The organism is Victivallis sp. (assembly GCF_048170485.1).
Taxonomy (GTDB): Bacteria; Verrucomicrobiota; Lentisphaeria; order Victivallales; family Victivallaceae; genus Victivallis.
In genome coordinates this window covers 1-14,861 of sequence record NZ_DBEXAY010000124.1, presented here as the reverse complement: position 1 = coordinate 14,861, position 14,861 = coordinate 1, and the positions used below count along the sequence as shown (strand labels likewise).

General features: G+C 62.7%; 11 protein-coding genes. 5 read left to right on the top strand and 6 right to left on the bottom strand.

All coding sequences use genetic code 11. From position 1 onward, the window contains the following. Window positions 1-8 precede the first annotated feature (8 nt). Both yajC and ACMLHG_RS06525 read right to left on the bottom strand, forming a co-directional pair. A complete protein-coding gene (yajC, locus tag ACMLHG_RS06530; protein ID WP_294434872.1) occupies window positions 9-416 on the bottom strand; it encodes a preprotein translocase subunit YajC in 408 nt (135 codons plus the stop codon). A gap of 57 nt (window positions 417-473) precedes the next feature. Further along, window positions 474-1,997: a tagaturonate epimerase family protein gene (locus ACMLHG_RS06525; RefSeq protein WP_417169969.1), complete on the bottom strand. Its 1,524-nt coding sequence runs from the start codon at window positions 1,995-1,997 to the stop codon at window positions 474-476. 241 nt (window positions 1,998-2,238) lie between these two features. On the opposite strand from ACMLHG_RS06525, the gene ACMLHG_RS06520 reads away from it, so the two are divergent. Further along, on the top strand, window positions 2,239-3,282 hold the full coding sequence (locus ACMLHG_RS06520; RefSeq protein WP_417169968.1) for a Gfo/Idh/MocA family protein: 1,044 nt from the start codon (window positions 2,239-2,241) through the stop codon (window positions 3,280-3,282). Window positions 3,283-3,390: 108 nt separating this feature from the next. On the opposite strand, the gene ACMLHG_RS06515 is transcribed toward ACMLHG_RS06520, so the two are convergent. Further along, window positions 3,391-4,632 carry an alpha-L-fucosidase gene (locus ACMLHG_RS06515; protein WP_295810780.1) on the bottom strand — a complete coding sequence of 414 codons (1,242 nt, stop codon included), beginning with the start codon at window positions 4,630-4,632 and terminating at the stop codon, window positions 3,391-3,393. 87 nt (window positions 4,633-4,719) lie between these two features. Here ACMLHG_RS06515 and ACMLHG_RS06510 point away from each other — a divergent pair, with 87 nt between their 5' ends. Continuing rightward, complete coding sequence (locus ACMLHG_RS06510) at window positions 4,720-5,538, top strand: helix-turn-helix domain-containing protein (protein WP_295810777.1); 819 nt, start codon at window positions 4,720-4,722, stop codon at window positions 5,536-5,538. An 11-nt stretch (window positions 5,539-5,549) separates the two neighbouring features. On the opposite strand, the gene ACMLHG_RS06505 is transcribed toward ACMLHG_RS06510, so the two are convergent. Next, window positions 5,550-6,821, bottom strand: coding sequence for an amidohydrolase (locus ACMLHG_RS06505; RefSeq protein WP_417169967.1), 1,272 nt, complete (start codon window positions 6,819-6,821; stop codon window positions 5,550-5,552). Between the two features lie 3 nt (window positions 6,822-6,824). Further along, window positions 6,825-7,880: an NAD(P)-dependent oxidoreductase gene (locus tag ACMLHG_RS06500; RefSeq protein ID WP_295810771.1), complete on the bottom strand. Its 1,056-nt coding sequence runs from the start codon at window positions 7,878-7,880 to the stop codon at window positions 6,825-6,827. 147 nt (window positions 7,881-8,027) lie between these two features. On the opposite strand from ACMLHG_RS06500, the gene hcp reads away from it, so the two are divergent. The 3 genes from hcp (at window position 8,028) to guaA (ending at window position 13,761) form a co-directional block, all read left to right on the top strand. After that, a complete protein-coding gene (gene hcp, locus ACMLHG_RS06495; protein WP_417169966.1) occupies window positions 8,028-9,680 on the top strand; it encodes a hydroxylamine reductase in 1,653 nt (550 codons plus the stop codon). A gap of 162 nt (window positions 9,681-9,842) precedes the next feature. Next, on the top strand, window positions 9,843-12,329 hold the full coding sequence (locus ACMLHG_RS06490; RefSeq protein WP_417169965.1) for a beta-glucosidase family protein: 2,487 nt from the start codon (window positions 9,843-9,845) through the stop codon (window positions 12,327-12,329). Between the two features lie 166 nt (window positions 12,330-12,495). After that, window positions 12,496-13,761 carry a glutamine-hydrolyzing GMP synthase gene (guaA, locus tag ACMLHG_RS06485; RefSeq protein ID WP_417169964.1) on the top strand — a complete coding sequence of 422 codons (1,266 nt, stop codon included), beginning with the start codon at window positions 12,496-12,498 and terminating at the stop codon, window positions 13,759-13,761. Window positions 13,762-13,841: 80 nt separating this feature from the next. On the opposite strand, the gene ACMLHG_RS06480 is transcribed toward guaA, so the two are convergent. Next, entirely contained in the window at window positions 13,842-14,807 is a 966-nt protein-coding gene (locus ACMLHG_RS06480) for a LacI family DNA-binding transcriptional regulator (RefSeq protein WP_417169963.1), read from the bottom strand. Window positions 14,808-14,861: the final 54 nt, after the last annotated feature.

The following is a 14,861-nucleotide window of genomic DNA, read 5'->3' as shown; positions in this document are numbered from 1 at the left end:
GGAATTGATTACGCTTTTTTCTCCGCGGCGGCCTGCTCTTCGACAACATCGGCGATACCGTTCTTGACAACTTCGACCTGAACTTTGTCGGCGATTTCCACGACGAAGGTCTTTTCCCGGACCTCAGTCACGTTGCCGAGCATGCCGGAATTCAGCAGAACGCGGCTGCCTTTGACAATCTTGTCGAGCATCTCCTGACGTTTCTGCTGCTGTTTCTTCTGCGAACGCATCATGAAGAAGATCATGACGGCGAAGACGATGATGATCGGCAGCATCCCGGTCCACATGCTCGGCTGCGGCGCGTTCTGCGCCGCGGTGCCGGCTGCCGTTCCGGCGGCCTGGGCGTTGACGGTGACGGAACTGGAGGCGGCGGCCGGAGCGTTTTCGGCGACAGCAAAGAAATTCATCAGACTCATGTTTTCTCCTTCGATGTTGGTTCTGATTGAATGTTGAAATCAGTGTTCAATGTGGATTCAGCGCCGGGGCAGCCCCAGCAGCGACAGATGCTTGTCGAAGTGTTTCTCGATCGCCGCCGTGTAGGCCGCCTCTTCGCGGTGCAGCGTCGCGAAGAAGCGCTCGCGCAGTTCACTGCGCAGAATCGGCCCGTAGGTGATGTGCAGCAGCTGACGCGCTTCCGGCATCTCCATGAGCTTCGGCAGCTCGGCGTCGGAGAGGGTTTCCAGCTTCGGAATCCGGTTGATGTCGGCGGTGATATGGTAGAGTTTGAGCATGTCGTTGAAGTTGGCCAGCGCACAGCGGTGCATGTCGCGGTAGAGCGCCGGGTCGCACTGGGCGATGACGGTCACCGCCACCAGCCAGCTGGTGCCGGCGGTCTTGAGGTGGAGATAGCCGTTGGTTTCGCGCCCGATGGTCGGGTAGACCGCGAACTTGTCGCTGCCGGAGTGGACCGACACCTTGTAGTTGCCGTACGCCTGGGCGATCTGAGCGTGAACTTTGAACTGGCGGTCGAATTCGGCCAGGTCGCCGATGTAGTCGATCGCCTTCTGGAACTCGCCGATGAACCGCGGCGCCATGGAGGAGAACTCCACAGCGCGCTTGCGCAGTTCCCGCGCGATATACAGATGGTGCGAGGGCAGGGTCGGCGAACTGGTCTCATCGATCGAAATCTCCAGATCGAACTCGTCGCCCCGCTTCGAGCGGATGTGGTGGTAGACCTTTTCGGCGAAATCGATGGCGGCGGTGTACATCACCGCGCAGCGGCGCGCCGTGGCGGCATCCACCTTGACTTCGCAGCAGCCGACTACGAAGCTCTTGTCGCCGTACTCGTCGAGCACCCGGGCCTGATAGGCGGGGTCGAGCGCGGCGAAGGCGTCATTGACCTGCGCTTCCGGCCAGTCGCCCGCGGCGGCGTTCATCACTTCGGAGAGGTCGAGCGTGATCATCGGCATCCCCACCGCCAGCGCGGTGTCGATATCCGGAATGGTTTTCAGATGGTCGCCGTCGGCACCGAATCCTTCGCGGTAGTCGCATTCGAAGACCATGAACACCGCATCATCGACCACGTTCTGGAAGGTGCGGCCGGTCATGGAGAGTTCACGCATCGACTGCTGAGCCAGCACAGGGGAGACCTCGAATTTGCGCGCGGCCCGGATGTGCCCGCGGGAGGCGAGTCCGAGCCGGTCGCCGCAGCCGATGGTGGAGCGGCGGTTGCGCAGACTTATCGGTGCGGTCCAGGGGAAGTGGCGGCGCAGTGCGGCCGCATTGGCGCCGGAGAGGTCGCCGATCAGGGCGGCTCCGCCGTCGGAGAGCTTGAGCATCTCGCCTTCGAACCCTTCCGGAACCGCCTTCGGGCAGTTGGCGACCACCAGCAGGAACCGTCGGGTTTCGTCCCGCCCGATCATGACCAGGCTCTCGCCGAGCTTATGGATGGACTCCGGATAGATGGAGACCTTGTCATGGTTCAGGAGCAAGAGTTTTTTCACTTCCGTCTCGCTCTTTTTCAAGAGCTTCAATCCGCTTTCAGCGATGTTTTTCATGAAATCCATCCATATCGTTATTTTTTCGGAAAACAATGAAACAGTTTAATATAACATCGCCGTGCGGATAGTCAAGAAGAAGCGCCGCCGATTTTTCTCAATTCGCGGCGGAACGGGCGGAAAAATGGAAAAGGTTGCTCCGCATTGAACTTGAAAAAGTCTTTAGGTCCGATATATTAAACAGGATAGGGAGAAACGGGTTCTCCATGTTCGAATCGTTCTACATAGGATTTGTTTCATCATGATCAAATGCGGGATCATCGGCTGCGGCGTCATTGCCCCGACCCATGTGGAGGGCTACCGTGCGCTGCCCGATGTCGAAATCGTGCACATCAGCGACCTCATTCCGGAACGGATGGAGAAACTCGGCGAAAAGTACGGCATCGCCCGCCGTTCCGTCGACTATCATGACCTGCTCGCCGATCCGGAGGTCGAGCTGGTCAGCGTCTGCACCGACCATGCCAGCCATGCGCAGATCGTTATCGATGCGCTCGAAGCGGGGAAACATGTGGTCTGCGAAAAGTCTCCCGGCCGCGTGCCGGAGGATCTCAAGCGGATGACCGATGCGGCGAAACGCCATCCGGAACTGGTGGTTTCCGGCATTTTTCAGCACCGCTTCCAGCCGGCGAACCGCACGCTCCGGCGGCTGATCGAAGAGGGGAAGTTCGGGCGCATTGTCGGCGTGAATCTTGTTTTCAACTGCCTGCGGACCAATGAATATTATCAGAAGGACGCCTGGCGCGGCACCATCGCCGGCGAGGGTGGCGGCGTGCTGATCAATCAGGCGATTCATCACCTTGACCAGCTGCGTTTCCTCTTCGGCGGAATCCGCCGTGTCTCGGCGCTGACCGCCAATCTGACTCATCAGGGGGTGATCGAGGTGGAGGATTCCGCGGCGTTTGTGGTGGAGTTCCGCAACGGTGTCTTCGGCACGGTCAATGCGACCAACTCCGCCGCGGAGGAGTGGCGGAGCATGCTCTCTGTCACCGGCACGGAGCTCTGTCTGGAATATGCCAACGAGAAGCCGGTCCACGTCGAGGGGCTCGATGCGGCGCGCGCCCGTGAGGTGGAAGAGGCGCTTTCGCTCGAAATCAAAGAGCAGGTGGTCGGCAAGCAGTACTACGGCGTCGGGCACACCGCCCAGCTGGCGGATGTGGTCGATGCGATCCGGGAGCACCGCGCTCCGGAGGTGACGATCGCCGATGCCTGCGGCAGTGCTGTGCTGGTGATGGCGGTCTACGAATCCGCCCGCACCGGGAACTGGGCGGAGGTGCCGGAGTACTGATACATTCCGGAAGTTCCGGAAGAAGAGAGAGCGTCCGCGGCAGAAGCCGGGGGCGCTCTTTTCGTCGGTACATTCCGGGGAGGGTTTTCTCTTTGCGTTTTCCCGTATTTACAGTACCGGTGTTTCCGGAGCTTCCTGCGACAGAAGCGGCGCGCGGAACCGGAGCTTCAGAACGCGGATTTCACCGGCGTCGACCGGTACGCCGAATACGGTCCGGTACGGTTCGGTGAAGAATTCCGGGAAGATCCGGCGGCTGGCGACCGGGAGTTTTTCCCCGGTGTTGAGCAGCTCCGCTTCGGCGATGTCCGGGAACTGTTTCCCCGGCAGGACAAACCGGGCGGAGGCGGAGGGCTCCTCCAGAATCCAGTAGAAGGTGTCGCCGCCGGGCTCGCCGGTGACCGGCTGACGGGCGGTGGAAATGAGCGGCATCGGTGTCGCTGTCAGCCCCTCGCGGACCTTCCGGTACCAGCTGCCCACCTCGATCAGAATCTTCTCCGCCGGTTCCGGGAAGCGGCCGTCGCCGTCCGGGCCGACGTTGATGAGGAAGTTCCCGCCGCGCGCCAGCGTCAGCGCGACCTTCGACTGGAAGAAACGGCTGGAGTAGTAGTCCTCGTCGCGCCGGTAGCCCCAGCTGAACCGCCCTACGGAGTCACACCCTTCGAACTTGAGCGCGCCGCGGTTCTCCTCCGGAGCACAGCGTTCGCTGGTGAGGTAGTCGCCCGGACCGCACCCCCGGTCGTTGACGACCGCTTCCGGCTGGAGGCGGCGGACCATCTCGTTGAGCGAGGGATCGGCCAGCTCCGCCGTATTCATATCCCACCAGATGCCGTGGAGAGGGCCGTAATTGGTGCAGAGTTCGCGGATCTGGCCGCGCATGTATTCGAGATATTCGGCGGGGTTGTGGCGCGCCGGGTCGGTCACCAGCTCGTGATGCCCCCCGCGGTTGGGGTAGGCCGGGTGGTGCCAGTCCACCACCGAGTAGTAGGCGACCAGCGGCAGGGAGCGTTTGTGGCACTCCTCCGCGAGCAGCCCGAACACGTCGCGCCCGAACGGCGTGCGGGTCACGTTGAAGTCGGTGAGGCGGCTGTCGAACATGCAGAAGCCGTCGTGATGTTTGGCGGTGAAGACCAGGTATTCGAACCCGTTCTCCTGGATGGCGTCCAGCCAGCGGCGCGGATCGAAGGCGGCGGCGCGGAAATTCTCCGCATAGCGGTAATATTGCTCCTGCGGGGTGCGGTAGCGCCACAGCTCCTGCTCGTGGATGCCGCCGACGGCGTAGATGCCCCAGTGTATGAATAACCCCAGCCGTTTTTTTCGGAACCATTCCGGAAGATCGTTTGTCTTTTTCATTGAAATCACTTGCCTCGTTCAGGTTTACGCGATACATTATACTTCCGGAACCGTTTGAAAACAATGTCTGAAACAGGAGATGATATATTGATTCCTGCAAAAAGGTATCAGAACCGCCCGGCGATGGCGATTCCGGAACTGAAAATCGCGGCGTGGCAGTTTCTTTTTCTGGCGGACTGGAGCATCCAGTGGCCGATCCGCCCCTTCTGGCGGCTCTACTGGAATGACGCGTCCGGCGCGACGCTCTCCTGCGACGGCGAAACCTTTTCTCTCGAGCCGGAACAGGTGGTGATTCTGCCGCCTTACAGCTTCTTCTCCTCGCAGCTCGTCCGGCCGGTGAACCACTTCTTCATCCACTTCATGACCGGGCCGCGTTTTGCCGATCTGGAGCGGCGCGTCGCGCTCCTGCCGGTACCGGAGATGCTCCACACAATCATCCGCTCCGACGACCCGGCGGAACGGCAGGAGCTGCGGCTTTTCGCACTCCTTTTTGAGGTGCTGGCCGAACTGCCGCGCCGCCGCAACGCCGCCGAACGGGAGAGCATGGACCCCCGGATTCAGAAGGCGATCAGCCGTCTGGATTCCCTGCCGCGCAATCTGTGCACCAACGGGAAAATCGCCCGCGAACTCTGCATGGGCGTGAGCAACTACGCCCACCTCTTCCGCAAGTGCGTCGGTGTTACGCCTCTGCAGTACCTGAACCGTTCGCAGATGGACCGGGCGCGGATGCTGCTGCGTTCGAGCGAACGCTCCATCGGCGAAATCGCACAGGAGCTCGGATTTGCCAACCGGTATCACTTTTCCGCCGTGTTCTCCCGTTGCAACGGCATCTCGCCGGCGGCCTACCGGCGGCGCAGTTCCGGCGGCGAAGAGCTCCGCCGGACTCCGGCGGAAACCGACGCCTGAACCGGAACTCTTCAGCCGCGATGGCCGATCTTGCGGCAGACGCGGCGGGCGTTCTCCAGAATCGCCGCTTCGCCGGGAACACGGCGGTTTTCCATCAGGATTCTGCCGTCGCAGATCAGCGAGTCGAGGCAGCTGGAGTCGGCGGAGTAGACCAGGTTGGCGGTGAGGTTGTAGTCGCCGATCAGCAGGGGATTGTCGAGGTCGACGAGCAGAATGTCCGCGAGCTTCCCTTCGGCGATGACGCCGGAGTCGATGCCGAACGCCTCCGCGCCCGCCCGGGTGGCGAGGGTGAAGATGTCGCCATCCCGCCCGGAGGTGGGCAGTCCCGACTGGTTCTTGGCGGAGAGCGCCGCGAACTTCATCTCGTCGAGCATCGAAAGGTTGTTGTTGGAGGAACAGCCGTCGGTGCCGATGGCGACCCGGCAGCCGCCGCGTTCGAAGGCGTCGTAAAAGCGGAAACAGCCGCTGCAGAGCTTCATATTCGAGCAGGGCATGTGGGCAATGACCGCCCGCCGTTCGCGGATCAGCCGGATATCCTCGTCGGTGAGGTGGACGCAGTGGGCGAGAATCGTCTTCTCCCCGAGCAGTCCGAGCGAATCGAGATAGGCGATCGGGGTCATCCCGCCGTGGGCGGCGCGGCACTCCTCGACTTCACGGGCGGTTTCCGACGCGTGAATGTGGATATATCGCCCGTCCGCGGCGGCCGTTGCGGCAACTTCGCGCAGCAGCGGTTCCGGCACGGTGTAGATCGCGTGCGGCGCATGGGTGATCGTAATCCGGTCGGGCAGGGCGGGGACCAGTTCCAGCAGTTCGGCGTTGGCGCGGCGGTTGCGTTCGAGCAGCTGTCCGTCGGGCCCTGCGATGTAGAGCAGCCCGATGGCGGCGCGCACGCCCATTTCGACGGCGGCGCGGATCGCCTCCTTCTGATGCCAGTACATATCCGAGAAGAACACCGTGCCGGTTTTTATCATCTCGAGGATCGCCAGCCGGGTGCCGTGGTAGATGTCCTCCGGCGTGAGCCGGGCTTCGGCGGGCCAGATGTAGTCGTTGAGCCAGGTGAAGAGCTCCATGTCGTCGGCGTAGCCGCGCAGCAGCGTCATGGCCGCGTGGGTGTGGACGTTGAAGAAGGGAGGCACCGCGGCCAGGCGGCCGCCTCCGTCGAGCACCCGGTCCGCCGGGTGAGAGATGCCGGCGGCAATCTGCCGGATGCGGTTCCCTTCGATCAGAATATCACAGCATTCGCCTTCGAGCTGAATGTTTTTGAGCAGCAGAGTGGAGTTCATGATTCAGCGCATCGCCTCCAGACCGTCGAGTTCTTTCGTAATCTCGCCCGCTTCGCGCACGGTGCGGAGAATCGCCTCCTCCTGCTCCGGCGTCGGCAGATTGAGCCCGGCGGGCATGTCGTGCGTCAGAATCTGCAGGGCGCCGAGGTTGTCGAGCGCCATCGTGGGATCGATGTATTTGAGAAGCGTCGGCTCCTCCAGCACGAAGTTGAGCGGCTGTTTCCGGTTGAGCACCCGCGTTTCGGGAATCTCCGGCCCGAACTCATCTTCCACGCCCATGTTGGCGAGAATCGTCTTCGAAGCGATCAGTTTGGCCGCATCGAACTTCCCGGAGAGGGCGTGGCGGATTCCGGTGGCGGTGACCACACACCACGCGCCGTCGAGCGCGGTCTCCACCTCCGCGCGGTCGTCGAGGCGGATCAGGCGGCTTCCGGCGGGGACCGGAACTGTTTCGCGGTCGACGACGACAAGTTCCGCGCCGCCGTCGAGCACGTGCAGCGCGATGCCGCGCCCGACTTTGCCGCACCCGAAGAGGACGATTCTTCTGCCGCGGAAGTCGCCGAAGCCGAATTTCGCCATGCCGCGGCGGAATCCGTCGCCGGTGCCGAGGCCGGTTTCGATCACTTTGATCCGGCTTTCGTCGGCGAGGAAGACCGGGCGCGCCGCGTTCCGGTAGCGGTACATGCCGGACCGGGTGAGTTCGACGAAGCCGCGCCGCACCGGCGTGTCGGCGTGAACTCCGGCGCAGTCGAGCACGACGTCGTAGGTTTCGCGTCTGGCCGCGTCGTCCGCGATGCGGAACCCGAATTTTTCCAGCAAGGGCAGAAGCGCCGGGTCGTGCGGAATTCCCTTCCCGACCGAGACGGTGAGATCGGCGCCGCCGGCGAGCAGGGCGAGGTATTTGACCATGGTGTTGCGGAAGACCGGGGTGCCGTCAAGCAGTTTTGCCCCGGCGAAGGGACGGGTTTCCCGCCAGAGGCGGAGCTGGGCGTCGAGAGCCGGATGCTCTGCCGGGCGGTAGAAGGTGCCGAGGTAGTCGGCAATGCGATCGATGTCCATGATGGAAGTTCCTGAAATTGTGTTTCCGGTAATGTACCGCGGCGGGGGCGATATCTCAAGCCGCGGCGGGGAAAAAGTGTGAATTTCCTGTGAGACGGCTTGAAAAAATCGAATTCGGCCCCTATACTTGAAATGAAAACACTCGACATGAGTTCATCAGAGCGGGCGGAGACGCAGCGCTCCAGCCTGCTCACCGGAAAGAGGGGGAGGTGCAGCATGTTGTGTCTGGATTGTGAATTGGCGGAGAACGGAGTCGGCTGTTCGGGCGGCGGAGGCGGCGTTTGCGGCAGAAGTCCCGAAGTTGCGGCGTTTCAGAATCTGTTGCTGGACTTCGCCCGGAAGCTGGCGCGCCAGATGGTGGAGCGGAGCTCGTCGTCGGAGCGTCTCGATCGCCTGATTGTCACCGCGCTCGCCGCTACGGCGGCCGGAACCAATTTTGACGAGGAGGAACTGCGCCGGCTCTGCGGCGAGGTGGCGACGGCGTGCGGCATTCCCTTTCCGCAGAGCCGGTTCGACCAGCTGGAGCTCGCGGAGCGCAGCGGGATCGCCGGCGGCCGCCTGCGGCTCGGGAACGAACTGGCCGCCCGTCTGGCGCTGCTCTTTACCGGAATCCGTGGCATCGCCGTCTTCTACAGCCGGGTGCTCCGTCTCGGCGGCCGGGATGAGCGGATTTTCGCCTATCTGAGGCGTGCTCTTGCCTATTCGCTGCATCCGGATCTCAAGCCGCGCGAGATGCTCAAACTGCTGCTCGATTGCGGGAGCGCCGCCCGTTCCGCGATGGATCTGCTCGGGCGGGTGCAGACCGCCGAATTCGGCGACCCCGTGCCGGTGGAGGTTTGCTGCAGCCCCCGGAAAGGTGCGGCGGTGCTGGTGACCGGCCACGACCTGGGGGCGCTGGCCGGCCTGCTCGACGCGCTTTCCGGAACCGCGATCAACGTGTATACCCACGGGGAGCTCCTCGCGGCGCACGGATATCCGAAACTGCATGAGAATCCCCGTCTGGCGGGCCATCTCGGCGGAGCGTGGCAGGATCAGCAGCGGGATTTTCAACGCTTCCCCGGACCGGTGCTGGCCGCCGGCAACTGCGTGATGCCGCCCCTCCCGGAATATGCCCCGCGTTTCTTCACCTGCGGAACCGCGTTTGTCTCCGGCGCGCCGCATCTGAAGGACGGGGATTTCTCCGCATTGATCGAAGCGGCGAACGCGCTGCCGGGCTTCCCGGACGATGTGCTGCCCCGGCGGGGCCTCGCCGTCGGTTACGGGAGGACGGCGCTGGAACGGCTCGCCGGAAAACTGGCCGGATTGATTCGCTCCGGAAAGGTGCGCCGCCTCTTCCTGATCGGCGGCTGTGACAGTCCGCTGCTCGGGGAGGAGTACAGTTCGTCGCTGGCCCGGGCGGTGCCGGCGGACTGCATCGTGCTCACGCTCGGATGCGCGAAGTGCCGGCTGCGGGCCAAGGTCACCGGCGAGATCGAGGGGATTCCCCGGCTGCTCGACGTGGGGCAGTGCACCGATATCATCGCGGTGCTGGAGCTGCTGGAAACGCTCGGCGTGGCGCTGGATCTGCCGGCGGAGCTGGTGCCGTTCTCCATCTTCTTCTCCTGGCATGGGCCGAGCGCCGTGGCGATTCTTCTGGCCCTGCTTTCCGCCGGATTTCGGGACATCCGCTTCGGACCGGTGCTGCCGGCCTTCGTCACGCCGGAGATGCGGGAGATCATGGAACGGCTCTTCAACCTCCGGCTGGGCAGTGTCCCGGAGGAGGATTTCGCGGAGGCGTTGCAGACGGAACCGGCGCGGTAAGAGGCAGGATTTCTGCAACTGGGAGCGGGAGGCGCATGTCGGCCCGCTCCTTTTTTCGTCGGGAAGTTCAGGGAAAATTCCGAATTCCGGCTTGTTTTTTCCCGCCGGAAGGGGTATCTTTTGGAAAAACTTTCTTGAAAGATTGTAACGAGAGGTATTTTTATGTCGAACGCCCAGATGGAACAACAGATTCAAGCCCTGCTGGAGAAAATGACTCCGGCGGAAAAGGTCAATATGTGCCACGCGGTGACCAAGTTCACCTCCGGCGGCGTGCCGCGGCTGGGGATTCCGCCGCTTTCGATGTCCGACGGCCCGCACGGTGTGCGCGAGGAGATCGCCGCGGACAGCTGGGACGCGGTCGGCGGCGATCAGGATTGCGCCACCTATCTGCCGACCGGAACCGCACTTGCCGCCACCTGGAGCCGGGAGTGCGCCCGGCTGTTCGGCGAGGTGCTCGGCTCGGAGGCGCGCGACCGGGGCAAGGATGTGATCCTCGGGCCCGGCGTCAACATGGTGCGCAGTCCGCTCTGCGGCCGCAACTTCGAGTACTACGGCGAGGATCCCTATCAGGCCGGGGAGCTGGCGGCGGAGTCGATTCAGGGAATCCAGTCGCAGGGAACCGCCGCCTGCGTGAAGCATTTCGCGCTCAACAGCCAGGAGCTGCGCCGGCACGATGTGAACGCCACCTGTTCGGAGCGGGCGCTGCGGGAGCTCTATCTGCCCGCATTCGAGTCGGCGGTGATTCGCGGCGGCGCGATGACGCTGATGGGGGCCTACAACCGTTTCCGCGGGCAGAAGTGCTGTCAGAACGACTATCTGCTCAACCAGATTCTCAAGAAGGAGTGGGGGTTCGACGGCGTGGTCATCTCCGACTGGGCGGGGGTGACCGACACCTTCGAGGCCGCCCGCAACGGCATGGATATTGAAATGGGCACCGGCGAGGAGTATTGCAACTACCACCTGGCCGATCCCTTCCTGCGCGCGGTCGAGAATGGCGAAATTGAAATGGCGGTGCTCGACGACAAGGTCCGCCGGATTCTGCGGCTGATGTTCCGGCTCGGCATGATCGGCGACGGGAACCCACGTCCGGCCGGAGAGCGGAATACGCCGGCGCACCAGGCCGCCGCCCGCGCCATCGCTTCGGAGGCGATCACGCTTCTGAAGAATGAAACGAGTCTGCTGCCGCTCGACGCCGGAAAGATTCGCAAACTTCTGGTGGTCGGTGACAACGCCGACTGCCGCCACCATTTCGGCGGCCACAGTTCGGCGGTCAAGGCATTGTACGAAGTGACGCCGCTGGAGGGGTTGAAAAATCTGCTGGCGGGGACGGAGGTGGAAATCCGGAGTTTCCGCGGCTATCCGGCCGGCAACAACGCCGGGAAGCCGGTTCCGAGTTCGCTGATGGAGATCGTCGACGCCGGCGCGGGAACCCGCGGCTGGATCTGCGAAATCTACGACAATCACCACCGTTCCGGCGTGCCGGTGCGGACGCTGCCGGTGGAGTCGCCGGAGTTCGACCCGGAGAAGGATCTGCCGGAGGAGCTCCGCGGTAAGGACTTCGGCGTCCTGTTCAAAGGGGTGCTCACCCCGAAGAAGAGCGAAGCGTGGACCTTCTTCCTCGACGGTTGTTCGCAGGCGTGCCTCGGCTGCGAAGGGGTCAATTTTGTGGAGAACTGCAAGAGCGAGCAGAATGTCTGCGGTTCGGCGACCGTGATGCTGGAGGCCGGGCACAGCTATAAGATGGAGATTCCGATCGTTCTCCATGTCGGGATGCCGGTCTATCCGGTCCGTCTGACCGCGGTTCCGGGCGGTGTCAGCGCGGCGGAGGTGAAGGATGAGGAGCTTTTCGCCGCGGCGCGCGAAGCGGACGCGGTGCTCTTCTTCGGCGGACTCAACCACACCTTCGACGCCGAGGGGAGCGACCGCAAGGATATGGCGCTGCACGACGGGCAGAACGAACTGATTTCCGCGTTGGCGAAGATCAATCCGCGTCTCGCGGTGGTGCTGGTCGGCGGCTCTCCGGTGGAGATGCCGTGGATCGATGAGGTTCCGGCGGTGGTTCAGATGTGGTACGCCGGGATGGAGGCGGGCAACGCGATTGCCGACGTGCTCTTCGGCCGGGTGAATCCCTCCGGCAAACTGCCCTTCACCTTCCCGAAACGGCTCGCCGACAGCCCGGCGCACGCGCTCAACGACTATCAGCCGCTGATCTGCCACTATGCGGAGGATCTGCTGATGGGGTACCGCTGGTTCGACACGAAGGGGATCGAGCCGCTCTTCCCCTTCGGCCACGGCTTGAGCTATACCAGTTTCGAGTACGGAGAGCCCGTCGTCGAAACCGACGGCGATGCGGTGGTGGTGCGGATGAAGATCACCAACACCGGCAGCCGTGCCGGACGGGAGACAATCCAGCTCTACATCGCGCCGCCGGAGTCGGAATTCCAGCGTCCGGCGCAGGAGCTGAAAGGGTTCGAGAAGGTCGCGCTGGAGCCGGGCGAAAGCCGGGAGGCGGAGTTCCGTCTGAATGCGCGGAGCTTCGCAATCTACCATCCGGAAAAGCGGGAGTGGTTCGTGGTTCCCGGCCGCTATCGCCTCCGGTTCGGCGCAAGTTCGCGGGACATCCGGCGGGAAGCCGTGGTGGAGCGCTGAAGGCGTTTTGGTTGACGACATCGCCCGGCCGGCGGGAAGAGGTGTCTCCGGCTCTGACGGAATTTCCGGTCCTCTGTTTTTTCAGGGAATCGGGAGTGGTTTCAATTGCATTTCCTGAAAAGGGGCGCTATGTTACTCCATCCTCAATCAAACCGGGAAGGAGAGTATGAAACAGACACCTGAAACTGTAGTGCTGGTGAATTTCGGCTGTGAAGAGATTCAGAAATTCGCCCGCGCCATCCGGGATCGGCACATCTATACGATGGTCATGCCGTACACCGTTCCGGCGGAACGTGTGATGCAGGAGGCTCCGGTTGGACTGATTCTCTGCGCTGATGCGGGAGTTCCGGCCCGGCCGGAGGCACGGGCGAAATTCGACGCCCTGAAACTGCCGACACTCGATCTCTGCGGCGGCGTGGCCGGCAAGGTCGAGGAGGCGGTCGAATTCTGCCGGACCCGATGCGGCTGCACCGGCAGCTGGACCATGGAGCGTTTCATCGACGAGGCGATCGCGGACATCCGGAAACAGGTCGGCGACCAGAAGGTGGTGCTCGGCCTCTCCGGCGGCGTGGACTCCTCGGTGGTGGCGGCGCTGATCCACAAGGCGATCGGCAAACAGCTCACCTGCGTCTTCGTGAACCACGGGCTGCTGCGCAAGAATGAGCCGGAGATGGTGCAGAAGATCTTCGCCCGCAATTTCGACATGAATCTCTGGTACATCGACGCCTCCGACCGCTTCCTCGACAAGCTCAAGGGCGTCGCTGATCCGGAGCAGAAGCGCAAGATCATCGGCAAGGAGTTCATCGACGTCTTTGCGGAAGCGGCGGCGAAGATCGACGCGCCGTTCCTCGGGCAGGGGACGATCTATCCGGACATTCTCGAAAGCATTCCGCTGGACGGCAATCCGAACGGTGTCATCAAGAGCCATCACAACGTCGGCGGCCTGCCGAAGGACATGAAGTTCAAGCTGGTGGAGCCGGTCGAACGGCTGTTCAAGGACGAGGTGCGCGCGGTCGGGCGGATGCTCGGTCTGCCCTCCGAACTCATCGACCGCCATCCGTTCCCGGGGCCGTCGCTCGGCGTCCGCCATGTCGGGCCGATCGAGCGCAATACGCTGGCGATGCTGCGCGAGGCGGATGCGATCGTGACCGAGGAGCTGACCAAGGCCGGCTGGTACCACAAAACCTGGCAGACCTTCGCGATCTTCGTCCCGGTCAAGACGGTCGGAATCAAGAACGGGCAACGCTCGTACGATTATGTGATTGCGATCCGTTCGATCAACAGCGTGGACGCGGTGACCGCGCAGGTGGTGCGCCTGCCGTGGGAACTGCTGGAGACGATGATGGAGCGCATCGTCCGTGAAGTGGACGGCGTGAACCGGGTGGTCTACGACATCACCGCGAAACCGCCGGGCACGATCGAGTGGGAATAACTCCCCTGCCGGAATTCCGGCAAGGGGAGGGGACGGGAGCTTTTCCGCAAAGGGAGGCTCCCGTTTTCCATTTGAATTCTTCACGCGCGGCAGGGGCCGGTGGATTCGCGGATATGGAGCAGATTCGGCACGAGAATCGCGCCGCCGTCGGACTCTTTGCCGTGCATTTTCAGCTGCAGTTCATCCAGAGCACGCCGGGCCATCTCCGGATAGTTGAAATCGATCGTGGTGTGGGCCGGAGTGAGGTAGTTGGAGATGTGGGGCAGTTCGAAGGTGACCAGTGAGACATCCTCCGGAATCCGGTATCCGGCGCTCTGAATGATTTTTGCCGCCGGAATTCCCAGCGATTGATGGATCATGTGAATGGCGGTGAAGCCCTGCGAAAGAACCGCTTTGATGCCATCTTCCAGCGAAGTCTCCGAGAGGATGAACTGGAAGTTCCGTACCGAATCACCCAGCTTGAGCCGGGCGGCCTCCTGCAGAAACTCCTCCTGACCGCGCCGGTATTTCTCCTCTTCGACGTCGACGAAATGGATTCGGGCGATCCGGCGGTGGCCGAGCTGCTGCAGATGCTGCAGGACAATCCGGCTTCCGTCGCTGGAATCCGGATCGATGGAGCAGATTTTATCGAACGCGGTACCGTAGCTGTTGATCATGACCAGCGGCGTCGCCCGTTCCTCGACCCACTTTCTTGCCCAGCTTTTGTTGAAGATCAGGGAGACGGCGCCGTCGTAGAAGCAGTCGGGAATTTCATGGATATTCTGTTCGAAGACGGTGTGACAGACCCATTTCCGGGCGCAGGCGTTTTTCACCAGGGCATCCAGCATCAGCGGGCCGTACATGCCGCTGGTGTCGCGGACGATGACGACGATCCGGACCTGATGACGGTTCGCGGTGTTCCGATAGTTGAGCCGCTCGGCCGCCGCCAGCACCCGGGCGCGCACCTCCGGAGAGACGTTGGGTTTTCCATTGAAAGCCCGCGACACCTGCGGACGCGAGCAACCGGCTTCCCTTGCCAGATCCTGCATGGTGATTTTCTTCGTCACGATTCGGCCTCCCGGCAGATAAGGTGCCACAGGTGGGGCGACTTTTCAAGTCAT

Coding starts and splice junctions, on each gene's coding strand:
- ACMLHG_RS06500 (WP_295810771.1), bottom strand. CDS start 7,880: ATGGACATCGATCGCATTGCCGACTACCTCGGCACCTTCTACCGCCCG.
- guaA (WP_417169964.1), top strand. CDS start 12,496: ATGAAACAGACACCTGAAACTGTAGTGCTGGTGAATTTCGGCTGTGAA.
- ACMLHG_RS06505 (WP_417169967.1), bottom strand. CDS start 6,821: ATGAACTCCACTCTGCTGCTCAAAAACATTCAGCTCGAAGGCGAATGC.
- ACMLHG_RS06520 (WP_417169968.1), top strand. CDS start 2,239: ATGATCAAATGCGGGATCATCGGCTGCGGCGTCATTGCCCCGACCCAT.
- ACMLHG_RS06515 (WP_295810780.1), bottom strand. CDS start 4,632: ATGAAAAAGACAAACGATCTTCCGGAATGGTTCCGAAAAAAACGGCTG.
- ACMLHG_RS06490 (WP_417169965.1), top strand. CDS start 9,843: ATGTCGAACGCCCAGATGGAACAACAGATTCAAGCCCTGCTGGAGAAA.
- yajC (WP_294434872.1), bottom strand. CDS start 416: ATGAGTCTGATGAATTTCTTTGCTGTCGCCGAAAACGCTCCGGCCGCC.
- ACMLHG_RS06525 (WP_417169969.1), bottom strand. CDS start 1,997: ATGAAAAACATCGCTGAAAGCGGATTGAAGCTCTTGAAAAAGAGCGAG.
- hcp (WP_417169966.1), top strand. CDS start 8,028: ATGAGTTCATCAGAGCGGGCGGAGACGCAGCGCTCCAGCCTGCTCACC.